This is a genomic window from Lentibacillus daqui (genome assembly GCF_027186265.1).
Classification (GTDB): domain Bacteria; phylum Bacillota; class Bacilli; order Bacillales; family Amphibacillaceae; genus Lentibacillus_C; species Lentibacillus_C daqui.
The window spans coordinates 2,263,506-2,287,393 of sequence record NZ_CP114176.1 but is presented as its reverse complement, the minus strand read 5'-3'; the positions used below and the strand labels follow the sequence as shown (position 1 = coordinate 2,287,393).

Annotated in this window: 26 protein-coding genes and 1 pseudogene; 14 read left to right on the top strand and 13 right to left on the bottom strand. The window is 41.4% G+C overall.

Translation table 11 applies throughout. The features are described from left to right. Positions 1 to 11 precede the first annotated feature (11 nt). The 3 genes from O2S85_RS11550 (at position 12) to O2S85_RS11540 (ending at position 3,017) form a co-directional block, all read left to right on the top strand. Positions 12 to 683: an IS607 family transposase gene (locus tag O2S85_RS11550; RefSeq protein ID WP_269409487.1), complete on the top strand. Its 672-nt coding sequence runs from the start codon at positions 12 to 14 to the stop codon at positions 681 to 683. After that, positions 670 to 2,013: an RNA-guided endonuclease InsQ/TnpB family protein gene (locus tag O2S85_RS11545; protein WP_269409486.1), complete on the top strand. Its 1,344-nt coding sequence runs from the start codon at positions 670 to 672 to the stop codon at positions 2,011 to 2,013. The genes O2S85_RS11550 and O2S85_RS11545 overlap by 14 nt, the downstream gene beginning before the upstream one ends. 125 nt (positions 2,014 to 2,138) lie before the next feature. Then, the gene (locus tag O2S85_RS11540; RefSeq protein WP_269409485.1) at positions 2,139 to 3,017 is read left to right on the top strand and encodes a tetratricopeptide repeat protein; all 879 of its coding nucleotides are present in this window, start codon (positions 2,139 to 2,141) and stop codon (positions 3,015 to 3,017) included. 57 nt (positions 3,018 to 3,074) lie between these two features. Here O2S85_RS11540 and O2S85_RS11535 read toward each other — a convergent pair whose 3' ends face one another. The 3 genes from O2S85_RS11535 to O2S85_RS11525 form a co-directional block, all read right to left on the bottom strand. Next, positions 3,075 to 5,024: an aconitate hydratase gene (locus O2S85_RS11535; RefSeq protein WP_269409484.1), complete on the bottom strand. Its 1,950-nt coding sequence runs from the start codon at positions 5,022 to 5,024 to the stop codon at positions 3,075 to 3,077. 210 nt (positions 5,025 to 5,234) lie between these two features. After that, on the bottom strand, positions 5,235 to 5,480 hold the full coding sequence (locus O2S85_RS11530) for a hypothetical protein (protein ID WP_269409483.1): 246 nt from the start codon (positions 5,478 to 5,480) through the stop codon (positions 5,235 to 5,237). A 53-nt stretch (positions 5,481 to 5,533) separates the two neighbouring features. Beyond that, positions 5,534 to 6,070: a YceI family protein gene (locus tag O2S85_RS11525; RefSeq protein ID WP_269409482.1), complete on the bottom strand. Its 537-nt coding sequence runs from the start codon at positions 6,068 to 6,070 to the stop codon at positions 5,534 to 5,536. 219 nt (positions 6,071 to 6,289) lie between these two features. Between O2S85_RS11525 and O2S85_RS11520 the strand changes: the two genes are divergently transcribed. The 6 genes from O2S85_RS11520 (at position 6,290) to O2S85_RS11495 (ending at position 11,842) form a co-directional block, all read left to right on the top strand. Continuing rightward, complete coding sequence (locus O2S85_RS11520) at positions 6,290 to 7,279, top strand: DUF2628 domain-containing protein (RefSeq protein WP_269409481.1); 990 nt, start codon at positions 6,290 to 6,292, stop codon at positions 7,277 to 7,279. A 204-nt stretch (positions 7,280 to 7,483) separates the two neighbouring features. After that, a complete protein-coding gene (locus O2S85_RS11515; protein ID WP_269409480.1) occupies positions 7,484 to 7,939 on the top strand; it encodes a DUF6884 domain-containing protein in 456 nt (151 codons plus the stop codon). Between the two features lie 24 nt (positions 7,940 to 7,963). Further along, a complete protein-coding gene (locus O2S85_RS11510; protein ID WP_269409479.1) occupies positions 7,964 to 8,287 on the top strand; it encodes a hypothetical protein in 324 nt (107 codons plus the stop codon). 214 nt (positions 8,288 to 8,501) lie between these two features. Then, on the top strand, positions 8,502 to 8,654 hold the full coding sequence (locus O2S85_RS11505) for a hypothetical protein (RefSeq protein WP_269409478.1): 153 nt from the start codon (positions 8,502 to 8,504) through the stop codon (positions 8,652 to 8,654). 209 nt (positions 8,655 to 8,863) lie between these two features. Continuing rightward, the gene (locus O2S85_RS11500; protein WP_269409477.1) at positions 8,864 to 10,297 is read left to right on the top strand and encodes a hypothetical protein; all 1,434 of its coding nucleotides are present in this window, start codon (positions 8,864 to 8,866) and stop codon (positions 10,295 to 10,297) included. A gap of 561 nt (positions 10,298 to 10,858) precedes the next feature. Next, positions 10,859 to 11,842 (top strand): zinc-binding dehydrogenase, encoded by a 984-nt coding sequence (locus O2S85_RS11495; RefSeq protein WP_269409476.1) that lies wholly within the window; start codon positions 10,859 to 10,861, stop codon positions 11,840 to 11,842. A 180-nt stretch (positions 11,843 to 12,022) separates the two neighbouring features. Here the strand turns inward: O2S85_RS11495 and O2S85_RS11490 are convergent, their stop codons facing one another. The 10 genes and pseudogenes from O2S85_RS11490 to O2S85_RS11445 form a co-directional block, all read right to left on the bottom strand. Next, the gene (locus tag O2S85_RS11490; RefSeq protein ID WP_269409475.1) at positions 12,023 to 12,550 is read right to left on the bottom strand and encodes a hypothetical protein; all 528 of its coding nucleotides are present in this window, start codon (positions 12,548 to 12,550) and stop codon (positions 12,023 to 12,025) included. A 681-nt stretch (positions 12,551 to 13,231) separates the two neighbouring features. Beyond that, positions 13,232 to 13,396, bottom strand: a complete 165-nt coding sequence (locus tag O2S85_RS11485; RefSeq protein ID WP_439649395.1) for a sporulation histidine kinase inhibitor Sda — start codon at positions 13,394 to 13,396, stop codon at positions 13,232 to 13,234. Between the two features lie 207 nt (positions 13,397 to 13,603). Continuing rightward, a pseudogene (locus O2S85_RS11480) lies at positions 13,604 to 14,014 on the bottom strand (dicarboxylate/amino acid:cation symporter); the annotation flags it as partial. 58 nt (positions 14,015 to 14,072) lie between these two features. Continuing rightward, positions 14,073 to 14,936 (bottom strand): DUF421 domain-containing protein, encoded by an 864-nt coding sequence (locus O2S85_RS11475; protein WP_269409474.1) that lies wholly within the window; start codon positions 14,934 to 14,936, stop codon positions 14,073 to 14,075. A 54-nt stretch (positions 14,937 to 14,990) separates the two neighbouring features. Continuing rightward, entirely contained in the window at positions 14,991 to 15,194 is a 204-nt protein-coding gene (locus O2S85_RS11470; RefSeq protein WP_269409473.1) for a DUF1657 domain-containing protein, read from the bottom strand. Between the two features lie 56 nt (positions 15,195 to 15,250). Further along, the gene (gene spoVAE / locus O2S85_RS11465) at positions 15,251 to 15,601 is read right to left on the bottom strand and encodes a stage V sporulation protein AE (protein ID WP_269409472.1); all 351 of its coding nucleotides are present in this window, start codon (positions 15,599 to 15,601) and stop codon (positions 15,251 to 15,253) included. Beyond that, the gene (gene spoVAD / locus O2S85_RS11460) at positions 15,598 to 16,614 is read right to left on the bottom strand and encodes a stage V sporulation protein AD (protein WP_269409471.1); all 1,017 of its coding nucleotides are present in this window, start codon (positions 16,612 to 16,614) and stop codon (positions 15,598 to 15,600) included. The genes spoVAE and spoVAD overlap by 4 nt, the downstream gene beginning before the upstream one ends. Continuing rightward, entirely contained in the window at positions 16,614 to 17,093 is a 480-nt protein-coding gene (spoVAC, locus tag O2S85_RS11455; RefSeq protein ID WP_269409470.1) for a stage V sporulation protein AC, read from the bottom strand. The genes spoVAD and spoVAC overlap by 1 nt, the downstream gene beginning before the upstream one ends. Before the next feature lie 41 nt (positions 17,094 to 17,134). Next, a complete protein-coding gene (locus O2S85_RS11450; protein ID WP_269409469.1) occupies positions 17,135 to 17,620 on the bottom strand; it encodes a hypothetical protein in 486 nt (161 codons plus the stop codon). An 86-nt stretch (positions 17,621 to 17,706) separates the two neighbouring features. Next, positions 17,707 to 17,910 (bottom strand): DUF1657 domain-containing protein, encoded by a 204-nt coding sequence (locus O2S85_RS11445; protein ID WP_269409468.1) that lies wholly within the window; start codon positions 17,908 to 17,910, stop codon positions 17,707 to 17,709. Between the two features lie 416 nt (positions 17,911 to 18,326). Here O2S85_RS11445 and O2S85_RS11440 point away from each other — a divergent pair, with 416 nt between their 5' ends. The 5 genes from O2S85_RS11440 to O2S85_RS11420 all read left to right on the top strand — a co-directional run bounded on the left by O2S85_RS11440 (position 18,327) and on the right by O2S85_RS11420 (position 23,865). Further along, the gene (locus tag O2S85_RS11440; RefSeq protein WP_269409467.1) at positions 18,327 to 19,601 is read left to right on the top strand and encodes a molybdopterin molybdotransferase MoeA; all 1,275 of its coding nucleotides are present in this window, start codon (positions 18,327 to 18,329) and stop codon (positions 19,599 to 19,601) included. Continuing rightward, a complete protein-coding gene (gene moaA, locus O2S85_RS11435; protein ID WP_269409466.1) occupies positions 19,602 to 20,624 on the top strand; it encodes a GTP 3',8-cyclase MoaA in 1,023 nt (340 codons plus the stop codon). A 26-nt stretch (positions 20,625 to 20,650) separates the two neighbouring features. Next, on the top strand, positions 20,651 to 21,064 hold the full coding sequence (locus O2S85_RS11430) for a YwpF family protein (RefSeq protein WP_369419409.1): 414 nt from the start codon (positions 20,651 to 20,653) through the stop codon (positions 21,062 to 21,064). Positions 21,065 to 21,290: 226 nt separating this feature from the next. After that, positions 21,291 to 22,307, top strand: a complete 1,017-nt coding sequence (locus O2S85_RS11425) for an NADP-dependent oxidoreductase (protein WP_269409465.1) — start codon at positions 21,291 to 21,293, stop codon at positions 22,305 to 22,307. A 517-nt stretch (positions 22,308 to 22,824) separates the two neighbouring features. Beyond that, positions 22,825 to 23,865 (top strand): DUF1646 family protein, encoded by a 1,041-nt coding sequence (locus tag O2S85_RS11420; RefSeq protein ID WP_269409464.1) that lies wholly within the window; start codon positions 22,825 to 22,827, stop codon positions 23,863 to 23,865. Positions 23,866 to 23,888 lie beyond the last annotated feature (23 nt).

The window sequence follows — 23,888 nt, the reverse complement described above, 5'->3', positions numbered from 1 at the left end:
TCTTGCATTTTATGTCGAACCTTGTAAGTAGAAATAAAATAAGGAGGATCGCTAAAATGTATACCATCGATGAAGCATCCAGCATACTTGGTGTTCATCCCACTACATTAAGAAGGTGGGAGAAAGAGGGGGAGATAACATCCTCTCGAACCACCGGTGGCCATAGAAGATATGCTGTAGAAGACCTTAGTGCTATCAAGCGTGATTTGAAACCACTTCAAGACAAAATTGTTATTGGGTATTGCCGTGTCTCATCATCGGACCAAAAGGAAGAGTTAAAAAGGCAGGTCCATACCGTTTCGCAGTATTGTTCGGCAAATGGATATCAGTTTCGTATTATAAAAGATCTGGGTAGTGGTTTGAATGACGATAAGAAGGGGCTAAAGGAATTAATCCGGCTGGTGCAAAGCAATCAGGTGGAGAAAGTTGTCGTCAACTACAAGGATAGGTTACTACGTTTTGGCTATGAATTGTTGGAACAAATATGTGCCTTCCATCATGTGAAAATTGAAATCGTCAACCATACAGAGGATAAAACATATGAGCAGGAGTTAGTCGAGGATATGCTTTCCATTATTACTGTCTTCAGCAGCCGCTTGTATGGAAGCAGAAGTCACAAGCGAAAGAAACTGCAACAAGCGGTGAAACAGGTCATTGAGGACAACGGCCATGCTTACGTATAATAAAAAGGTACGATTGGTGGTTACAAAGGAAAACAAGCAGTTACTCGATTCTCAATCCAGAATGTGCAACTGGCTGTACAATCAATTGCTGGATGCGGTGGAGGAAGACTATCGCAATGGAAAAAAGAAAAAACTGCTTTCCGGCAGAAACCTGAGGAATGAAGTACCGAAAATAAAAGGGGAAAACCCATTTTTGTTTAAAGTCCATTCCTCCCCATTGAAAAATACGGCATTACGGTTAAAAGATGCCTATGAACGATTTTTTGATCCAAAATTAATGAATGAGAAACCAAAATATCGTTCATGGAAAAAGAAGTGGTTTTCGCTATATTATGATGAACCAAAAAAGGGTTTTAAATTATTAGATACCAATCTGCTTTCCTTAAGTTTTGGCAAGTTAACAGATGAAAAACATAAGGAATTAAAGAAAAAAGATAAAAAGGCTAAGAAGACCATCAAAATCAAAGTTGGACTTGTGGAAGCGGTAGAACTAAGCGAAACGGAGAGAATCAAAACCCTTCGCATCACAAAGGATCTGGATTCGTATTATGCCATTTTTACAATAGAAGATGCCAAGGAAATCACCAAGGTGAAGGAACAATCGTTTATTGTATTTGATCCCAACCATAAGAATCTGGCGGTGGGATTAGGCAGTGATGGAAAATCATATGAATTGAAATCGATGAATGCACTGTTGAAGTATTGGGATAAACGAATCGATGAAATCAAATCAAAACGGGACAAATGTGAAAAGTTTAATAAACTGGTATGCACCCCAAATGTTACGTATTTTGAGCCAAGCAAACGTTGGAAGAGACTCAATCATGCTTTGGAAAAGGCGCAATTAAAACGTCGAGAACAAATGAAGACGCTGTTATTTAGCTATGCGCATTATTTTTCCAAGCGTTACGATGCCATTTACATTGGTGATTATACTCCAACTCCCGATGTGGCAAAGTACGGGACGATGAGAAGGGCCATGTTAAATCAAACACCAGTCGGTAAATTCAGGAGTATTTTGAACTGGGTGCAGGCAAAAAGCGGTAAATATTATCAAAAGATTGATGAACGGGATACAACCAAAACCTGTTGTGTCTGCGGTAATAAGGAGAAAAAAGATCCATCTATTCGCAGCTTTACATGTGTAAACTGTGGTACCATGCTTTCAAGGGATATCAACAGTACAGTTAATATCGGAAAGAAAGCCAAAAAGATATTGCCTCGCGCAGGCTACATAGGTGTGGAATCCCCTATGTATACAGTGTGGTGGGATTTTAAACAGGCAAAGATTGCTTGTGGTTTGACCCCATCTGCTGGCCTCGGGAAGTAAATCCGAGGGTTGAAACAAACATTCTTCTTGGTAACAGAGAAGAGGTCTTTGATTAATTTTAGACTTAATTTCGGTTAGGTTAAAATAGACAAAGGAGTGCGGAGTATAAGCAGGCGTCTGTCATCATGAACAAATTGTATGCGTCAGCAAATGATTTGTCGGGGAGTGAACTTGTCATATATGGAGAACTTGCCTTTATGTGTGATTATAAACTGGCCAGGAGAATTTTATCTGAAGCAGTGAAGCGGATGGAGGATGAAGAAGAACCGGATCGGATGAAACTTGCCCGTGGTTATTTAGTACTAGGTGAATCAGAAGAGAAGCTGGAGAAATTCACCAGAGCAATTAAGTATTACAAACAGGGGTTGACCTATTTTCAGGAAGACGATATTCGCGACCAGTATATGATTCTGTATTTACATTTTAAAATCGGGATGTTGTATTCTGCAAAAAATGAACATGCCCCGGCAATCATGTATTTGCAAAAGGCAGTGGACTTAGCCGATGATCATCTCGAAATGAAAATTAATAGCATGGTTAGTCTGGCCAAGATTCATGGGACCCGGGATGATGATGAACAAGCATACCGCTATTTGCAGGAAGTGCTGCCACTGATTGCCGACTCCAAACTGGCGGGCACCATTGTTCATGCGGAGACGTTAATTGAAATGGCTTTCTATCACTTTGACCAATCATTGCTCGATGAAGCTGTTCCTTATTATGAACAAGCGATTGACATGTACAAAAAATCACATGATAAATCGGTTCGTAAACTGGGAATGGTATATATGCAGTATGCTTACTGTCTGGAACATAAGACCAAAGCTGATAAACATCGTGCGGGGGTTAATTATGAACGGGCTATTGAACAATTGGAGAAAACTGGTGACCGTGAATTGCTGGAAAATGCGTATGCTGATGTTATTGCATTTTTTGATGCAACAAACGACACAAAGAAGAAGCACAAAATAGAAGAGAAATATGTAAAAATGATCAATAGCTAAATTTCAAAGTGCAAAGATAGAAAAGCTGGCCCCCTTCATGGCTGCCAGCTTTTCGTTTTAAGATTGCTGTTTCATCCGAATCCAGTTGATGAGTCCGCCTTGCAAGAGAATATTCACCTGCCGTTTGGATAAGGAATGCTGTACCTTGATTTTGTCATTCCTGCCTTTTACGGACACTTCAAATTCCTGTTGCTTTTGAATCGTGTCCCGTAAATTGGTGAATTCAAGCACATCACCTTGTGCAAGACGATCATAGTCTGCAACACTCGAAAAAGTAAGTGGCAATACACCAAAGTTAACAAGATTTTGCCAGTGAATCCGGGCATAGTCTTTGGCGATAACCGCATGCAGTCCCAAATATCGTGGTGCGAGTGCGGCGTGTTCACGGCTTGAGCCTTGCCCGTAGTTGTAGCCGCCAACGATCGCATGGCCACCTTTTTCTCTAACTTTCATGCTGCGGTCATAATAGGTTGGATCGATTTGTTCATACGTAAATTTACTGATTTCCGGTAAATTACTCCGAAATGGTAATACCCGCGCCCCACCAGCAAGTATTTCGTCTGTGGAAATATTGTCCCCGACATGTAATAAGACCGGCAATTCTAGTGTATCAGGAAGTTGATCCATTTCCGGAATCGAAACAATGTTTGGACCCTTCACAAGAGAGACCTTTTGCGCCTCAGCATATGGCAGCGGTTTTTCCATTAACCGGTCATCAACGTTACCTGATGTTGGCTCGGTAACTTTTGGATAGGGTATCTTCAGTGTTCTGGGATCGGTGATTTTTCCTGTTAATGCCGATGCTGCCGCTGTTTCAGGACTTGCCAGGTAAACACTGTCCTCTTTGGTTCCAGAACGCCCCGGGAAATTTCGTGGTGTCGTACGCAGACTGTTGCGACCGGAAGCGGGTGCCTGCCCCATGCCAATGCAGCCATTACAGCCAGCTTGATGGAGACGGGCACCGGATTTCAGCAGGCTGGCAATATGCAGTTCTTGCACTAAATTTGTTAGCATTTGTCTTGATGTTGGGTTAATATCAAATGATAACCCCGGTGCAATTTTTCTTCCTTTAACCATTTCAGCTGCGATGGCAAAATCACGATAACCCGGATTTGCCGAGGAACCAATATAGGCTTGATATATCGGTGTTTCTTCTAATTCACTAACTTTTACAACGTTTCCAGGACTTGACGGTTTGGCCACCATTGGCTCCAATTTGGAAAGATCAATTGTATCCTCCAAGTCGTAAGTAGCATCCGAGTCTGCGGATAACTCGATCCAATCATCTTCCCGATTTTGCGCTTTTAAAAAATCTCTTACCGCCTCATCAGATGGGAATACTGTTGCGGTTGCGCCAAGTTCTGCACCCATATTGGCAATAACGTGACGATCCATAGCGGTTAAGTGCTTTAACCCGGGACCATAATATTCAATAATTTTCCCTACGCCGCCTTTGACATCATAGCGTCGCAGCATTTCCAGAATGACATCCTTGGCGCTAACCCAATCTGGAAGTTCTCCAGTAAGCTTCACCCCAAAGATTTCCGGCATTTTAATGTAGATTGGTTCTCCAGCTATGGCCATGGCTACATCGATTCCACCAGCACCCATGGCAAGCATCCCCATCGAACCATTGGCACATGTGTGACTATCCGATCCTAACAATGTTTTTCCGGGCTTTGCCAATCGCTGCATATGGACAGGGTGGCTGACACCATTGCCTGGCCGACTATAATGCAGTCCGAATCGTTGAGCGGCACTTTCCAAAAACAGGTGGTCATCCGGATTCTTGTTGTCGACCTGGATGAGGTTATGGTCCACATATTGTGCAGATGCTTCTGTTTTGGCATAATCGAGTCCCATCGCTTCCAGTTCCAGCATCACCATTGTCCCTGTGGCATCCTGGGTTAACGTTTGATCGATTTTCAGTCCGATTTCTTCTCCTTTGTTCATCGTTCCGGAAACGAGATGATCCCGGATTAATTTTTGTGCAACATTCAATCCCATGATCATGTTCCTCCTTCTATATCTGTTTGTTAGCTTCAGCACCTAGCGGCTAGCGTACAGGACGTGGCATTCTTAGCCGGTATCATTTAACTGGCACGCTTGCTTTCTTGTACAACCATTCTATTGTGTGTATTCCTTAAATATCTGCTTTTCAAACGTCCCATTACTTATGTATAGTACTGGGGGATTGTCTGAATGAATAATTAAAGATTAAACAAGGACAGGAAAGTAAATTTCCTGTCCTTGTTGGCGGGAGTAGTGTAGAGCCGCTGATGCTGTATAGCGTTTTTTATCAGCGGTTTTGTTTGTTCTATCAGCGACTTTTGCACTTGTATCAGCGGTTTTGCGTGTTCTATCAGCGATTATTTCACTTCTATCAGCGGTTTCATGTGTTCTATCAGCGATTCCCATTTTTTGGTGGGACGAAGGAACCGTCTCTGTGTCCCGCTTGGGCAAGGGAAGAGCCGCCCTTGTGTACCGCTTTCGGGCTGGCCGGCTCTGTGCTACGCTTATTCTGCTTGATGTGCTTCGATTTCTATGTTGATTTTTACCTCGTCACCAACGAGAACTCCGCCGGTTTCCAGGGCGACGTTCCAGGTTAAACCAAAATCTTTTCGGCTTATTTTAGTTGTTCCACTAAAACCGGCAACTGTATCACCACTCATCGGATCTTTGTGCTGACCTTCATATTCGACGGAAAATGTTACTGGTTTGGTTGTGCCACGAATTGTAAAATCACCTGTGACGTCATATTCATTTTCCGACTTTTTAGTGATGTCGGTAGCTTTGAATGTCATTTTAGGGTGATTTTCCACATCAAAGAAATCGGCTGATCGCAAATGATCATCGCGGTCGGGTTGGCGCGTATCAATGCTGTTGACATCAATGGTAAATTCGATTTCTGCATCGGTCAAATCTTCCGGATCTGCTACTATGTTTGCTTCGAACTCGTTGAATGCCCCTTTTGCTTTCGAAATCATCATGTGTTTGACAACAAACTCCAACGAACTATGCGCTAGATCAACTGTCCATTTTGTTTTTGCCATTTGTATTCCTCCTGGTTAAGTGATTTTTAATACATCGGTTACTTTTCAACACCAAGTATAAAATGATAAATTAATATTGTCAACTTATCTATTAGTTTTTCCACATAAGTCTGTCCCTTAAACAAAAACAGATTGTGATCGTAAAATGGTATCAGGAAATGCTATAATATGATTGATTGGTTGCTTATCGGTGGTTAAAAAAGGAAAGGGAGGGTTTTCGTGTATTGTACGAATTGTGGCACGGAGCTGGATCGAGATGCAAATTTTTGTGCGAATTGCGGCCAAAAAAAACAGGATTCGCTTGCGGCGACAGTTACACCTGCAGATGCAGCACAAGATAGCACGGAAAATAATGATTCGCAGTTATGGAAAGTGGACGTTCAAAATTTTGTAGGAAGTAATTATCCCTTTTATTCAGGTAAATGGAAGCAAATGCAAGACAAAGGTAATTCTTTCTCCCGGAATTTTGCGGCTTTTTTCTTAAGCATTTTCTGGCTGGGCTACCGAAAAATGTACCGTGAAATATTTGTGATTGCGCTTATTTTCTTAGCAATTGATTTTATTCTGTATCTAGCAGGTTATGAGTATACCACGGAAACTACGGGATTATTTTACGATCCAGTTGATTATAAGATTAACCTTGCCGTGATGGTGATTCTGGGTCTTTATGGAAACCACCTTTATCGGAAACATACAATGAAACAGATTTCCATAATTCGGGATAAAGAGCAGCCATCAGAAATAAAGCAGGCAGCGTTGAAGCAAAAAGGTGGAACCAGCTTCTTAGGTGTTTTATTGGCGATTATGATAATGATACTTGTCTATGGCGTCCCGACATCCTTTATTCCTCAGCAGGTTGATATAGTTAGCAGTATTCAACATGGTACCTTTGACGAATTACCGGATAAAACGGTTGATGAATTATTTGCTGATCTATTTGAGCATGGTTCATGGGAAGAAGTGGCAGATGATTCCGATACTGCCGTTGTGAGGTACAATGGGGAAAAACAAATGGATAATGAGCGACATGAGATTCAAATTGACTTTGCTGCTGAAAAAGATGACAAAGCATTTCGTATTGAGCGCGTTATAGTAGATAATGAGGAACTGTCTTTGTTGGAAACGAACGATTTTTTGGACTATATCCTCCGTAATGGTTTGAATGGGGAATATGTACCCGAACAGGATGAACCAGGATATGTGTTGTAAGCGCAAAGACGGTTCGGACGTGGTTTATCCTCATTGTCCAATTATCCACAATCAAAAAATTTTCCGCATTAACTGGCGGTAATACCCACTTCAAGAAATTAAGGGTAATCCGGGAATGAAAAGTGAGGAGATAAAGAAAACCTTCACTGATTGAAGTTTCACTTTATAATTTCATGGACGACAAGAAAAAATCGAGGGATGGCTATGAAACAATTAAGTATTATTCCGTGTGGGATCAAGAAAGTTTGGGATAAACATCCGGAACTTGGTGCGGTTACAGCGAAAGAAGCATACGTGGGGACATTTCACACATTGTGTCGCCGGTATGCCGAAATTTTTACCAATGATTGGGTCGTTTTATCGGCTAAGCACGGATTTTTATTCCCGGATGACATCGTCGACGGCCCTTATGATGTAACGTTTAATCAAAAGAGTGACGAAATCATCTCCACCCAACGTTTACAAGCACAGGTGAAAATGAAAAAGCTGGATCAATATGATGAATTAATTGTTTTAACAGGGAAAAAATACAAAAAAGTGATTGAGGCAAGTTTTGGTGCCTCGTTTCCCGCAACGTTTCCACTATTACAATATAAAGGGATCGGGTACATGCAGCAAGGTTTAAAGCGAGCCATTCAAGAGGGGATACCCATTCACTAGCAAAATAGCAAGGAGAATTAGCATATGAATCGTACAGCAATGTTGGTGATTGTTTTAATTGTATATTCAGTCTATGCGGCCTTAAAGCACAAGGAGGTATGGCATAAACTGACGGTTAAACAGATAAGTGGTGTGGTACTGACGTTTATCCTTTTGGTAGGAATTGGTGGTGTTTTCTTATATTATTGGATGAATTTGGTAATGGATATCATTCCAAATGATATTGTCAGCATTATTTTACAGTTTATCAGTGCTATTATGGTTGTGGTTTTCGGTGTGGTCTTTTTCAACATCATCATCGCCAAAATCACGAATGGAATTTTACCAGTTAAAAATACTTATCAATGAGAAAAACCTGTTAGTTTTTATGCTGACGGGTTTTCCCATCTTAGGATGATTGTTCTTGCCGATGAGTAGTGAACAAGAAGCAAGTCATGATGGTTTCACCGCTGTATAGGCAGTTTGGTTTTTCTTTAAAAGAATTGTTCAGATGTTATGATAATATTCCCATTATTTGTTATAGTAGAGGAGGTACGAACAATATAGATGGGGTGGGTAAATCGTGCGCGAACTCATTGGATCATGTCAATCATGTGGGAAAAACGTATATGGTGAGAATGGATTTTTTGATGGAGAACAAATAGACGGGAAATTATTATGTTATTCATGTGCTGAAAAATCGGAAAAATCCAAAGAAAACGACGAGGTGGGTTGAGGAATTAAGTGAGAATCGCCGTATGATGAATTGAAATCGCCGACAAATGGCACAAAATCGCCGTTAAATGTTCATCTGAGTGTTTAAGTAGATACGGTTCGGGTTGCGGGCTGGCGGTAGTTTTGGACCATCTCCATATCTCGCTTTTCTCACCTGTATGTGCTTTGCTGCATAGGCTATAGCACATGTAGTGAGAAAGGAAGGGTTCAATGGGGCTGACAATATCGCATTGGTTATATGGGACCTTTACGTTATTAATTATTTTGACCATGATTTTCAAACGTGGCGTTGTGTTGCCGACTTTACTGGGGACATTTATCGTTGCCTTCGTGTATAAGGGGAATGTCATTGACGGATTTACAGCCATCTTTCATGCGAACCTGGTTGCTGCTAAAGAATTGTTTAACATTTTCCTGATCATCACGTTTATGATCGCATTGTTGCATTCGTTGCATGATCTTGGTGCGGATCGCCGGATGGTGCAACCGATTCAAAAGATGATGGTTAATGGGCATGTATCCTATTTTGTTCTGGTCGCCATCACTTATGTTATTTCCTTGTTCTTCTGGCCAACACCAGCCGTTCCGCTTATTTGTGCTTTACTTGTTCCGGCAGCCGTTCGAGCAGGGTTGCCTGCCATGACAGCCGCGGTTGCGATTGCGTTAGCTGGCCAGGGGATGGCACTTTCGTCTGATTACATTGTACAGGTGGCACCGGGCTTATCTGCAAAATCAGCTGGAATTGAAACAGGTATTGTAGCGGATCAGGCATTGATATTATCACTAATAACTGGTGGAATTGCTATTGTCACCGTCTATTTCCTCCACCGTAAACACATGCGTAATCAGGATAATAAATTTGATCAAAAATGTATTGAAAAAGAACTGGAAGCATTACAAATAGATACGGAATCAACGAATAAACCGCATGCAACACATTTATCAGCGTGGAGTAAAATTTTTGCTGTGCTTGTTCCGTTGGCATTGATTTGTGTCGTCATTTATATGGTCTTCACGAAGCTTTCTTCAGGCAGAATGAGCGGATTTGAAGGTGGTGATGGGGCAGCTTTTATCGGTGGTGTGGCTGTTATATTATTGCTGTTGTCAACAGTCGCCTTTGGAAGACAACATGCATTGGATTATATTAGTAATCACATAACAGATGGTTTTGTGTTTGCGTTTAAGGCGATGGGCCCGGTTATTCCGATTGCGGGATTTTTCTTCCTTGGTAGTGCGGATTTTGCTGGAAGTATTTTGGGAATCGAGAAAAACCCACCATCATTTTTATTCGACCTTGTGCAGTCAACACAGGAATTCCTGCCGCATAGTGCGTTACTTGCAGCATTTAGTGTCTTAATTATCGGGATTATTACCGGACTGGATGGTTCTGGCTTTTCTGGGTTGCCATTAACAGGTGCACTAGCCGCTTCATTACAACAAGATGGATTGGATGCCAGCACACTTGCAGCTATCGGCCAAATGGGGGCTATTTGGACTGGTGGCGGAACAATTGTTGCCTGGTCCTCACTCATTGCCATTGCCGGATTTTGTGGTGTATCCGTCATGGACCTCGTTCGTAAAAACTTCTTGCCAGTTATGCTCGGACTCGTCATCTCTACCATAGTTGCAATACTCCTGCTGTAGGGACAGAGGGTGGTTCCTTTGTCCCTGCATTTTATCGAAATTGGTGATAACCCGATTGATAAACCGCCAGGAAACATCCATCAATTTCTTGGGAACAGTCATATCAACCAAAACGGGTGTAACGTCAACATCGTTGTGGCATTCTCTCTATGAGGCATACTTCCAACCCACAATTATATTCAGAAAAGCGATCCGATTACTTGATAAATACCATTTACATATGCGAACATTATCATAAATAAAGCGTTACCCAGCGAGGCTGCTGCTTATAGAGGATGTTCAAAAAGTCCGGTAAAAATGACATGCCCCTTCAAAAGGGGTATGCCGACGTTGGGCGCAAAGCCCGTTTTTAGTCGGCCTTCCTTTGAAGCTCGTTGGCTTGCTTTTCCGCTCCTCATGTACCTTTTATGTACACTCCGGTGCTCAAAGCTACGCCGCCTAGAACTTCTCGGTCCTTTTTATCCTCCTTTTTGAACACGCACTTATAATCGATTTTGTTCGCGATGCTGGGAAAAAACTAGTAACAATTTTTAATACATATACACGGAAGGGTTGATTGCAATGAAGGCTTTTGTTCATCAACATGGAGATTTGGCAGTTAGAGATATTACTGAACCACAGGCGGGTGCCGGGGAGGTAATCGTACGGCTTAAGGTTGCCGGATTAAACCACCGCGATTTATTTATTCCAACACGCCGGGGGCAGGAAACGGATGCCTTGGTACTTGGTTCCGATGGTGCAGGTACCATTGAATCAGTCGGCACTGGTGTAACGCAATTTGCTCAGGGTGATGAAGTAATTATTAATCCGTCGCTACGATGGAACGAAAATAGTGTTGCCCCACCAGCATCATTTGATATTTTGGGCATGCCTGACAATGGGACGTTTGCGGAGAAGATTGTTCTTTCAGCAGATCAAGTGGAAAAAATGCCACAGCACCTGACGTGGGAAGAAGCGGGTGTTTTAGCGCTGTCAGCTTTAACTGGATACCGGGCGATGTTTACCAAAGGAGAATTAAAAGCGGGACAGACGGTGTTTATTCCTGGAGCCGGAAGCGGTGTTGCGACATATCTGATTTCTTTTGCCAAGGCACTGGGAGCACGTGTGATTGTTACCTCCCGCAGTGAAGAAAAACGGGAGGCTGCGAAAAAGCTGGGTGCAGATATTGCCCTTGATACTGCCAGCGACTGGGCGAAAGAATTGAAAAATGAAACCATCGATCTGGTCATCGACAGTGTTGGTGCAGCAACCTTTAACCGATCACTGGAAATCTTGAAAAAGGGTGGCCGCATCGTTGTCTTTGGCTCTTCAACAGAGGATACGGTCAACTTGAATTTACGTGACTTTTTCTACGGTCAATATCAATTCATTGGTTCCACCATGGGGAGCAGGGAAGAACTTCGGGATATGCTTGCGTTTATAGAAAAACATCAAATTCATCCCGTGGTAGACCGGACCTTTGCCTTGGATGACGCCAAGGAAGCAATGAATTACCTCGAGCAGGGCAGGCAATTTGGTAAAGTAGCCGTACGAATAAAGGAATAATAGATAAGTTTGCACTAGGGATGTCCCATGCTTGCGCTTGACACGGGCATCCTCTTTTTATTTGACCAAAAAATGGAAATTGCTGATGTATTACCGCGTACGATGAATAAACGCTAGCCCACTGATTTATCCTGCCAGAAACCTTGGGATAGGCCAATCGCCAGACAAAATTTCAGGGTCTCATCCCTTTGTTCTGCTGTAAGACCGTAAACGTTTGCACAGAAGTTCCAACAGATGGCCGATCACAGCCCCAATCAGTCCCAATGTTATGCCACTGTAAACCGGGGTTTTGAAAATGGGTGAATATGTAGCGAGGAACCCGCCATGCCAGGCTATCCCAAAATTCATTCCTGTCACCATGCCGAAAAAAAAGCCTGTCAAATATACCTGCTGTGAATTTTCTTTTTGCTGGATCCGTCGATTAATCGCATGAGCCTGGTTATATGCCTGCCATAATGAATAGCAAAAAATGGATGGGTAAAATAGTCCCCATTCAAAATCGATCGGCCGGTCAGCAAGATGAAAATCGCCTCTTAACGTGTAGAGGATTGCTACATTCAAATGGGATTGAAGATTTAAAACGATCTCCCAGACCATTAACACAATCCCCAAAAAATAATCTTTATTGTATAATTGCCCAAATCCGGGTAAGGCTAATGACCAAAGTAAGGCAGCGACCGGCGATTTATAGTTTTCTTTTTTTCCCATTTCCAACCTTCTATCTTTCTTGATATTTAGGTATTAAGGTGATGCACGCGTCCTATCGTGGATAACGAACTAAACAATGCGCAAATGATGGATGAATCACTAACAGCCACCATTTTAAACGTCAGAAAATTATCATTGGCCCTATATTCCATTCCACTTTCATCGATCATAAGGTTGTATTATTGTAGCCAATATCCTTGTACTTTATGAAATATTCCACAAAAAGATGATGAATATGGATATTGTTGTAAAATATTCATGGAGAATTACCATTACATGAAGGGTAATTCTCCTATATTTTTTTGGGGAATAAACTGGTAAAATGAAGTAGCATCATAAAGATTTTGCAACAGGGGGGCAATTCAATTTGGATCGTTTTCATATGCTAGTCAATGAATTTAAGGAAAAATTAGGTCGAGAATTATCCGATAAGGAGATTAGGTGGATACTATGGGTTGTCAACCAGGAAAAAAAGGATGTGGGAAGGGAGCACCTATAATACAAGGAATCGCAGGGAAGTTAGTTATTATGAACAAAGGTGCTGGAGCAGGATGGTGCTTATCCCGGCAAGAGCAGAAAAAAGCGGGTTTTTATACTTTCTTACTAATTAACAAAAACACTTACTGTCCGCCCTTATCCTTGTCCAGCGTGTAAAGCCGGAATGAATCCTTTTCATTCCGGTTAGTTGTTTTGTTTTTGCTTTTCTGTGTTATACTGAATCACTAATCCACGGTCATCCATTTCTTTTTCGATTAAATTGCAAAAATCCTCGTCCAAATTTAATTCCATCGCTTTTTCAAAAGTCTCTATCAACAAATCGTCCGACATATTTTTAAAATTACTCACTCTACTGGAGCCTCCTAACCCTTATTTCTCGTTTGGAAGGGTCTAAAAATTAAAACACATGTTCTTTTTGTTATTATAGCATATCAGTTCGTTTATGAAAAGCGGGTTATTAAAGTATACCTACTAACTTAACTGAAGCCAAATCAAACGACTATTTTTAACAAAAAATGGCACCCCATACCATGATAGGGTGCCAGACAATTCACTCTATTTCCGATCCATCCAGTCTTTACCTTCCAACTGACGACTTACAAGCATACCGGAAACTGCGTCACCAGTAACATTAATCATCGTTGCTGGGGGATCAACAATAACACCAATAGCTGAAATAATCGGCAGTGCCTCAATTGGCAGGCCATATAAGGTAACGATCATTAATTCACCCATAAAGCCGCCGCCCGGGATACCACTCATTACGATCCCGGAAAGCAAACAAATACCGATTGCGATTAAATAGGTGTCCAATCCGGAAAAGTTTTTATTAAATACACCAAAAATAAATGCGATTTTTAACATGGCTGCCAGGCAGGAACCGTCCATATGAATGGTTGCACCAAGCGGTAACACGGTTTCACGGATATCTTTTGGAACGCCAATTCTCTTGGCTGCTTCCAGGTTAAAGTAACGTCTGAGTTGCAACATCGAATTGACCTGCAACCCGCAGTCCTCATTCATCCTAATTCAGGTAAGGTGTAATATCGGTAATTGCTTTTGTGAGTTTTTTGCTGTTTTTTTGGTACAATTGTTTTGCTTCTTTATTCTCCGTTCCCAAAGCAAAGAGTTCCAAATCGGCCTGACATTTTTTTAGCGTTGCCAGCAGTAATGGCTTCTCACTTGGGCTAGGGACAGCAATTTTGTCATCATATAAATCAACCGTCAGTTGGCCATCACTATCCACCTCACCGAGAAAAACATTTTCAATACTGACATTTAGCTTATCCAGTTCTGTTTCCAGCCAGTTTACATTTAACGAAAGGTTTGCCAATGGCTCATGTAGAACCTTGCCATCCATAATGACGGTTTCCGGTTGTTTATCTGGTGGAACCTTTAATCCGAGATATTTTGCTGTTAACGGCCGGTTTTCTTTTTTAGGCAAAACACTTAACGTTCCGGATGGTTCAAGTACGGCAAATTCAACATCTGCAGCGCGAAAAACATTTTTATCGCGCAGGCTTTCTTGCAGATCATCAATGGTAAACCGTTCTTTCTTCAAATTATCTTCCATTATTTTACCATCTTGAATGAGAACAGTACTTTTACCTTGAACAATGTTGCGTAATTTCTTGCTTTTCATGGAAAAGTATTCAATACTCCAAGGAATAATAAACCATAATAAAGCAGAGATCCCGCCATAAATAAGACTGGAATCTAGTTCCGTGGCATGGACGGCAATAATGTCCCCGATAACGATACCGGTGATATATTCAAATACGTTCATCTCTGCCAGTTGTTTTTTCCCTAGGCCCTTTGTGATGAGAAAAAGAGCAACAATCGTGATTAATGTCCTGACAATAACCTCTAGTGGGTCTGGTAAAGGCATAGTTCATGTTCCTTTCTAAAGCAAAAATGTAATTCGAAAAAACCTAATTGAATTTCAGGATTTATACTGTGGTTCTTCCTTTGCTAATCGAATTACTTGTTGCTGTAGGTCAACTTTTACTTCATCAACTATTTTCCTGGTGTTTTCAAATACTTCTTTTGCTTCCTGATCCATTGTTTTGTTGGCTAACAAATCCAAGGTAGCTTCTGCGCTTTTTATGGATGAAAAACAGCTTTTCACCTGTGAACCAATCGTCATTTTACTCATCCTTCCATCAGAAATTTGCCGCTAACCGGGCACTTTTAGCCTTTGTGTTACCCTTTTGGCTTAAAGATAATCGCGCCGAGTACTCCGAAAACGATGGCGGCGGAAATACCGGAACTGGTTACCTCAAACATTCCGGTCAGTACACCAACGATGCCATGAGCTTCTCCTTCAGCCATCGCGCCATGAACAAGGGAGTTACCAAAGCTGGTAATTGGTACAGTAGCCCCGGCTCCAGCAAAATTGATTAACGGCTCATATAAACCAAACCCATCCAGCAGGGCGCCGATCACGACCATAATACTTAATGTATGGCCAGGTGATAGTTTGAAAACATCCATCATAATTTGCCCGATAACACAAAACGCACCACCGATTATGAATGCCCAAAGAAAGATCATGATTCATCACCCCCGGTTTCAATGGATACTGCATGGGCGATACAAGGGATTGACTTTTTTTGCTGTACACTTACTGGAGAATGCAAGGCACCTGTAGCCACGACCAGCATGCGTTGAATTTCGCCACGGCGCATACGGTTCATAAAATGCCCGTATGTACCAACCGATGAACAGGCTGCACCACTACCACCGGATTGTACCGGCTGATCCTCCCGATAAATGGTTAATCCGCAATCGACGTATTTTTTTTCATCCAAATGAATCCCGGACTTCTTGAATAAATCCAATGATGCCTTCCTGCCAACATACCCTAAATCTCCGGTTATAATCAAATCGTAATAAGAAGGATCAACATCTCGTTCTTTTAAATGTGTGATAATTGTATCGACCGCAGCGGGAGCCATGGCACCACCCATATTGAATGGATCGGTCATTCCCATATCAACGACTTTGCCAATGGTTGCTGTGGTAACTTTTGGACCATCGCCACTTTTTGCAACCAGTGCAACACCGGCACCGGTAACCGTCCATTGTGCTGTTGGCGGTTTTTGCCCTCCGTATTCAGTCGGGTAACGGAACTGTCTTTCGGTTGCTGAATTGTGACTAGCAGTTCCGCTCATAATGTAGTTTGCTCCATGACCATTAATAAGGAATGCCGATAAGGCCAGACTTTCCATTGATGTAGCACAAGCATTAAATAAACCGAAGTAAGCACTGCCCAGGGTTTTGGCAGCAAAACTGGTTGGGGTAATTTGGTTGATTAAATCACCACTCACAAAAAAATCAACTTGTTCTTTTTGGATAGGACTATTTTCAATGGCAAACTGGCATGCTTCCTCAAGCATTTTCTGCTGTGCAAGTTCAAAGGACTTTTGTTTTAACCATGTGTCTTCATGGAGCAAATCAAAGTCTTTTGGAATTTTTCCCTTCGCTTCAAAGGGACCACCGACCGTTCCAGTAGACAGAATGACCGGTTTATTTTCAAATATCCAGGTTCTGTGACCAGTAAGCATTATAACCAACCCCATTGTATAAGAATCGTTTTAATTAATGCGATGATAAATGCAGAAAATACCCCGATCGCAATGACTGAACCAGCCAGTTTAAACATGTTGCCGCCAACGCCAAGCACAAACCCTTCCGGACGATGCTCAATAGCCGCAGAAATAACCGAATTTCCGAATCCAGTAACCGGAACGGCAGCACCTGCGCCAGCAAATTGGCCAATCCGATCATAAATACCAAATCCAGTTAATAACATGGTAATGAATATTAAGGTAGCAGTTGTTGGATTGCCAGCTGTTTGCTCCGTGAAATCAAAATAATAAATATAAAACATGGAAATAAATTGTCCAATCAAACAAATGAGGCCACCAATGAGAAAGGCCTTGATACAATTCTTAAAGACTGGTCGTTTTGTTTCCTGTTTTTTTTGCATAGCTTGGTATCTTTGTGCTTCCGGAGGCAAATTTTTCTTTTTATTATCAGCCATCGTCCATCACTCTCTTCCAAATAAGATCTAAACTTGCTTAATCAGGTTTGTTCCTTACTTAGTTTAATCATGTGCTTCACTTGCTTTTCCAATTTATTATTGGAGATTTTGTTATCATTAATAGCTTGCTCCAGCTCATTTAATTCGACCCAAAGTTTTTGATCGGTTGATAATTTCGTTTGGTATTTCGGGAATTTTTTCTTTAGTACTTTGGAATATTTTTTTTCCAGGTCATCCAGTTGAAAACGCTTGTTATGGTGCACTTGAACCGCAACTAATAGGTATTTTTTTGTATTAACAGCTTTAATGGCTTTAATATCTTCAAATTTACTTAATACCTTTTTTGCCTCATTTGCTGCATCTTGATCGATAAAATCGTCAGAGGCGGTTTTATCAAACTTGGTAAACTCCACGTGATTGTCATTATCAGCCGATTGGGAACCTGGATTCGTACCGTTATTTGCCGAACATCCGAATAAAATAAGAAAGAGGAGGGCAGGAACCGCAACGTTTTGTTTGATTTTCATCTCATCACCCCTTATGTAAAACCGGGGCTGATGGTTGCCAGCCCCAGAACGAAGCGCCCTTTAAAAGGGTACCTGTCGTTTTGTGCTTATTGTTTATATTGTGGTTCTTCCTGCTCAATTTGTTGCATTCTTGGTTCAATTGTTTGTAAAAGGGTTTCTGTTTGTTGTGCAGCATTTTGATACAATTGTTTTGCTTGTTTATTTTCGGTTTGCAAGGCAAATTGCTCAAAGCTGGCTTGAGCACTTTTTAATCCGGCTAATGTTTGTTTAACTTGAGTTGCAACAGTCACGTGAATTCCTCCTTTGTTTTTGACAACCGTCACTAGTTATGATTGTTTTTTTCGGATGAAATATACGCTTTATTTTTTTCCGGAAAATGTAAAATTGCAAAAAAGGGGCAACCGCTTTACTACTGAATTTGCCCCATAATATGGGAATCGCCGTAAAACATGTGACAACCGCCGTAAGTGGTCAAAAATCGCCGATAATTGGCGGGAACTGTCATGGACTTTTGGCTAAAATGTTCATTCATCTATATTTTTCGTACATTATTGTGATCTCTCTCACATTTTCATGAGGTAAAAAGCATTAAAATTGATGTCAGTGGGAAAACCATCCCGCTAAACGTTACGAATGGATCGTTATTCAATTCAGTCTATTTTTGTTACACTAAACTTAGGTAAATTTGGCAGAGAGGTTTGATATAATGGTGGAGAGAAGAAAACCTATTCCAGTGGCAGATGCAGTGGCGAAGGTTATGCAATACAAAAAACAAGGGGAAGCAGAAACAGTTTCCATTGAAAATTGTGATGGGAGAAGATTGGCGGAACCGATCGTGGCGAAACATCCGGTTCCACCATTTGATAAATCACCATACGATGGATTTGCACTGCGCTCAGCAGATACAAATGATGCGTCAAGGGATCATCAGGTGGAATTTGCAGTAGTAGAACATATTGGTGCTGGCCAAGTGCCAACGAAAACATTGGAAAAACAGCAGGCAACTCGCATCATGACCGGGGCAAAAATACCTGATGGTGCTGATTGTGTGGCCATGTTTGAAGTTTGCCAGGAGTATGAACGGGACGGGAAAAACTTAATGGCGATGAAACGTAAATTGGAGGCGGGAACAAATATCATTCCAGAAGGCTCGGAGGTTTCCAAAGAAGATGTGCTAGTTGAGGCTGGCGCAATCATTAACCCGGGAATGAAAGCGGTGCTTGCAACATTTGGTTATAGTGAGGTTCAAGTTGCGAAAAAGCCTGTTGTCGGCGTAATAGCTACAGGAACAGAACTGTTGGACGTTGATGAGGAATTACAACCGGGAAAGATTCGTAACTCCAATGCATATATGATCATGTCACAAATTAAACGGGCAGGTGCCACAGGCCATTATTTTGGCAAACTTGCTGATGAATTTGATTCCAGTTATGAAACCATTCGAAAGGCATTGGATCAAGTCGATATTCTGATTACAACAGGTGGTGTTTCCGTTGGCGATTTCGATTTAATGCCGGCAATTTACGAGAAGTTGGGTGCTGAAGTGCTGTTTAATAAAATTGCCATGCGGCCGGGAAGTGTGACAACGGTTGCGGTAAAAGGAGACCAGTTATTATTTGGGTTATCAGGGAATCCATCTGCTTGCTATGTTGGCTTTGAATTATACACAAGACCGATTATTCAGCATTATTTATTTAACAAGCAACCATTCTTAAAACGGGTAAAAGCAACATTACAAGATGATTTTCCAAAACCGAACCCGTTTACCCGATTTGTTCGCAGTTACATCACGTATGATAATGGACATATCGGCATAAAACCAGCCGGAATCGATAAATCCAACGTTGTGACCTCACTGGCTTACACCAATGCTTTAATGGTTTTGCCTGGGGGATCAAGGGGGTTCACCGCGGGATCCACTGTCGATGCGTTACTGTTGGATAATGAAGATGGGCAGCAGAATTTTAAAGGAGTGTTATAAATGGTGAAAGAGGTTACACCAATCACCGACATATTTGGAAGGTCGCTTAGAGATTTGCGCATTTCCGTTATTGATAAATGCAATTTTCGCTGTACGTATTGCATGCCCAAGGAGATTTTTGGTGATGATTATCCGTTTCTGCCTGAGAGCGAGCTGTTAAGTTTTGAAGAAATTATCCGGGTGGCTAAAACATTTGCAAAGTTGGGGGTTGAGAAAATCCGGATAACAGGGGGCGAACCATTACTACGCAAAAATCTGGATCAACTCATCGCCAAATTAACGGAAATTCCCGGTATTGACGACATTGCACTTACCACAAATGCCGTTCTGTTGCCAAAACGTGCGACAAAATTGAAGGAAGCGGGATTAAAGCGGGTCAATATCAGTTTGGATGCGATTGAGGATGATGTATTTACAAAAATTAATGGCCGGGGTGTTCCGATTCGCCCCGTTTTGCGTGGAATTGAAGCAGCAAAACAGGCGGGACTAAAAGTGAAAGTGAATATGGTCGTGAAAAAAGGAATGAATGAAAGCCAGATTTTGCCTATGGCACGTTATTTTAAAGGAAAGGACATTATTTTACGCTATATCGAATTTATGGATGTAGGAAACCACAATGGCTGGGATATGAATCATGTTATTTCCAAAAAGCAGATTATTGACCGGATTCACGAGGAAATGCCAATTGAAGCGGCGGAGGAAAATTATTATGGTGAGGTAGCTTCCCGGTTTCGTTATCAAGATGGGGAAGGTGAGATTGGTGTGATATCATCGGTAACGGATTCTTTTTGTGGCACGTGCACACGCATTCGTTTGTCTGCGGATGGGAAATTATATACCTGTCTCTTTGCCTCATCCGGCTATGATTTGCGGGGACGGTTGCGTGATGGTATAACAGATGAAGAACTTCAGACGAATTTAACCGGTTTATGGAAACGCAGAACGGATCGTTATTCGGATGAACGAGCTGAACGGAAACATGAAAACCGCAAGAAAATCGAAATGTCATATATTGGCGGTTAGCACAATCGAATAAAGGAAGGTGGTGGATGATGAAAACATTCAAATTGAGGAAATTGGAGACTCTTGAAACTGTTGAAGAAGATATCATCTTGCATGAAATCCCTTTAATAGATGGATTAATTATCAATAAGGAAGATGACTATGACCACTGGGTGATTGAGGCCTATTTGGACCGTTCCTATCAAGCCTTTTTTGAGGATTTGGCAAATAGGGGAGATGAGGTTATGTTGCAGGTAAAAATCACCAAGGAGAGTAATGCACCAGCGACCTTTATTACATCGATTGTAGGCATCAATGAGATTGGTTCCAATACCAATGTGTTATTTCTTGGCACTATTATTGACCAGCAGAAGAGTAAAGTTAATGCACTGTTACGCAAGCTGGTTGAGGAAGGATATCAGGGGGAATCGTTGATTAATAAATTTAAGGAAATGATATAGGGTGTGTCATCTAATTTCAGTGATGGGGTTGTCAAGAAAAACAAAAGTCTATTTAGACAGCGGCTGGTTCCTTTAAAGGGGATCAGCTTTTTTAAGTTAGACAAAGATAGCGGGTCGATTGCACCATCCCTGATTTTTCTGGGGGAAGTTGCATCCACTGATAATGTTTTATTTTTCACAAGATGGGAATACAGTTAAGATGATGAAAAATGACAGGAGGCAATAAATGATGAAACAACAACAACTAATTCTTCGCGAACGACCAAATGGATTACCAAATGATGATACTTTTCAATTTAAGGAAATAGATGTTCCAACACCGGGGGACAAGGAGGTTTTATTAAAAACGTTGTATGTATCGGTTGATCCATATATGCGGGGAAGAATGTCGGATGCACCTTCCTATGCCAAACCATTTGACGTTGGCGCACCGTTAAAGGGGGCAATTGTAGCACAAGTAGTTGAAACAAACGATAATCAGTTTGAGCCGGGAGATATTGTAACAGGCACACTTGATTTTCAGGAATACAATGTTGCAAATGCTGATAGTGTTCGAAAGGTCGAATTAAATGGGCTGGAACCAAGTAATGCACTAAGCGTATTAGGTATGCCCGCTTTGACTGCTTATTTCGGTATGATGCACATTGGTGAGCCGAAGCAGGGTGAAACAGTTGTTGTCTCTGGAGCAGCTGGAGCAGTTGGTCAAGTTGCCGGTCAATTGGCGAAAAGCGCTGGCGCACGAGTGGTTGGAATTGTCGGTTCCCCTGAAAAAGCAGAATATATCACCGGAACACTTGGCTATGATGCAGCGGTGGAATACAAGAAGGGAGACGTCTACAAACAATTAAAGGCTGCCTGTCCAAACGGGATTGATGTTTATTATGAAAATGTTGGTGGCGAAATATCCGACGCCGTTTGGCCACAATTAAATACGTTCGCCCGCATACCAGTATGTGGTTCCATTTCTTCTTATAATTTGAAAAAAGGGGAAAAAGATATGGGACTGCGGGTGCAGCAATATTTAATTAAATCCCGGGCGAAAATGCAAGGACTCCTTGTTGGTGATTTTTCGGAGCATTATAGTGAAGCATATCAAGTGCTTAGTGAAGCCGTTAGCAAAGGGGATTTAAAGTTTAAAGAAACGATTCACGAAGGATTTCGTTCGATTCCAGATGCTTTTCTTGGACTGTTTTCCGGGGAGAATATTGGTAAGCAGTTAGTGAAAGTGGCGGATAATGATTAAGTTGGTTCACATCTGAATAAACCCGGATTCATTTACTAAACACAACACTAGTTCAAACGTTGGTTAATGTATATGAAAAAATGCTCGGTTTTAAAAATTTTTTGTTGTCATGCCAAATATTCTCTGTTATGCTATAAAGCAGGAAGAATATTTAACAATATTGAATATGTAATTTAATTTTTTGGAGGAGTCTGTCACCAAAGGGATACGTATACCCTGAGTGACGGGCTCCTTTTTATTTTATAAAGCGAGGTGAAATACATACATGATAATAAGGTAATTTGGAGTCATGATACTATTTGGCTGATAACATATTTCTACCTTTGAAGCAGTGAAACTGAAGAAAACGAGCCAAATACATATCAGACTTTGTGGCGGGAAGAAGCGGTGGATGTTTGTGTAAGAACTACCGCGATCTGTCCACGTTCTAAATTGAATAAAAGTAAAAAACAGCTAAAGCAGGGATCTCGGTTTTATGTACCAAAAAAGACTTTAGACATTTTAGGAGGAATGTATTTTGATCGTTGGTTTAATCATTATTTTACTTCTTGTATTATTGTTGCCGTTTACAAAGTTTGTTGAAAAGAATTTGGAAATGTTTTTGTTTATCATGGGTGTTTTATCGGTACTGGTCAGTCAGGTATTGGATTGGCCTTTAATCAAAGAGGCATTGGTGCATCCGATTAATATTACCCTGGCAGTACTTGTCGCCGGTTTATTGTTTAGATGGTTCCAGACACCGATTGAAAAAGGAGTACTCGGCATGAGCAGGGCAATCCCGTATCGCGTATTCATTGCTTTGTTTGTCATTATTCTTGGACTTATCTCCAGCTTGATTACGGCAATTATTGCGGCAATTATTTTAGTTGCCATTGTCGGTGTCCTGCGATTGGATAAAGAATCAGAAATCCGTTTAGTTGTGCTGGCTTGTTTTGCAATTGGTTTGGGGGCTGTTCTCACACCGCTTGGCGAACCGCTTTCAACCGTTGTGGTCAATAAATTGAATGAAGACTTTTTTTACCTTTTAAAATTAGTTGGTATCTATGTTATTCCTGGGGTAATTATTTTTGGTATACTTGCAGCGATGTTTGTGAAATCAAGGGAAGAATCACAGGAAATACTGTCGCAGCAAAGTTCGAAAGAGAAGGCGCCCAATAATTCAGAGACAGAATCATATGGCGAAATTATTATTCGCAGCTTAAAAATATATTTATTTGTTATGGCGTTAACGTTTCTTGGTGCCGGGTTCGAGCCGTTAATTGAGCGGTATTTGCTCGATTTGAATCCGTTGATATTGTATTGGATTAACATGATCTCTGCAGTACTGGATAATGCGACACTTGCTGCTGCTGAAATTAGCCCTTCCATGGATAGTACAACCATTAGAGATATGTTATTGGGACTGCTTGTGAGTGGAGGAATGCTTATCCCGGGAAATATCCCGAACATTATCGCCGCCGGAAAGCTTGATATTACCAGTAAACAATATGCAAAATTTGCTTTACCGGTTGGATTGGTGGCAATGGTCGTCTATTTTGTTGTCATTCTTATATTTTAGAAAAACAAAGCGCGCACCTGTTA

Bases quoted from the DNA above. Each gene is read 5' to 3' on its own strand.
- O2S85_RS11550 (WP_269409487.1), top strand. From the start codon at position 12: ATGTCGAACCTTGTAAGTAGAAATAAAATAAGGAGGATCGCTAAAATG.
- O2S85_RS11545 (WP_269409486.1), top strand. From the start codon at position 670: ATGCTTACGTATAATAAAAAGGTACGATTGGTGGTTACAAAGGAAAAC.
- O2S85_RS11540 (WP_269409485.1), top strand. From the start codon at position 2,139: ATGAACAAATTGTATGCGTCAGCAAATGATTTGTCGGGGAGTGAACTT.
- O2S85_RS11535 (WP_269409484.1), bottom strand. From the start codon at position 5,024: ATGGGATTGAATGTTGCACAAAAATTAATCCGGGATCATCTCGTTTCC.
- O2S85_RS11525 (WP_269409482.1), bottom strand. From the start codon at position 6,070: ATGGCAAAAACAAAATGGACAGTTGATCTAGCGCATAGTTCGTTGGAG.
- O2S85_RS11515 (WP_269409480.1), top strand. From the start codon at position 7,484: ATGAAACAATTAAGTATTATTCCGTGTGGGATCAAGAAAGTTTGGGAT.
- O2S85_RS11510 (WP_269409479.1), top strand. From the start codon at position 7,964: ATGAATCGTACAGCAATGTTGGTGATTGTTTTAATTGTATATTCAGTC.
- O2S85_RS11500 (WP_269409477.1), top strand. From the start codon at position 8,864: ATGGGGCTGACAATATCGCATTGGTTATATGGGACCTTTACGTTATTA.
- O2S85_RS11495 (WP_269409476.1), top strand. From the start codon at position 10,859: ATGAAGGCTTTTGTTCATCAACATGGAGATTTGGCAGTTAGAGATATT.
- O2S85_RS11490 (WP_269409475.1), bottom strand. From the start codon at position 12,550: ATGGGAAAAAAAGAAAACTATAAATCGCCGGTCGCTGCCTTACTTTGG.
- O2S85_RS11475 (WP_269409474.1), bottom strand. From the start codon at position 14,936: ATGCCTTTACCAGACCCACTAGAGGTTATTGTCAGGACATTAATCACG.
- O2S85_RS11470 (WP_269409473.1), bottom strand. From the start codon at position 15,194: ATGACGATTGGTTCACAGGTGAAAAGCTGTTTTTCATCCATAAAAAGC.
- spoVAE (WP_269409472.1), bottom strand. From the start codon at position 15,601: ATGATCTTTCTTTGGGCATTCATAATCGGTGGTGCGTTTTGTGTTATC.
- spoVAD (WP_269409471.1), bottom strand. From the start codon at position 16,614: ATGCTTACTGGTCACAGAACCTGGATATTTGAAAATAAACCGGTCATT.
- spoVAC (WP_269409470.1), bottom strand. From the start codon at position 17,093: ATGGCTGATAATAAAAAGAAAAATTTGCCTCCGGAAGCACAAAGATAC.
- O2S85_RS11450 (WP_269409469.1), bottom strand. From the start codon at position 17,620: ATGAAAATCAAACAAAACGTTGCGGTTCCTGCCCTCCTCTTTCTTATT.
- O2S85_RS11440 (WP_269409467.1), top strand. From the start codon at position 18,327: ATGGTGGAGAGAAGAAAACCTATTCCAGTGGCAGATGCAGTGGCGAAG.
- moaA (WP_269409466.1), top strand. From the start codon at position 19,602: ATGGTGAAAGAGGTTACACCAATCACCGACATATTTGGAAGGTCGCTT.
- O2S85_RS11430 (WP_369419409.1), top strand. From the start codon at position 20,651: ATGATGAAAACATTCAAATTGAGGAAATTGGAGACTCTTGAAACTGTT.
- O2S85_RS11425 (WP_269409465.1), top strand. From the start codon at position 21,291: ATGATGAAACAACAACAACTAATTCTTCGCGAACGACCAAATGGATTA.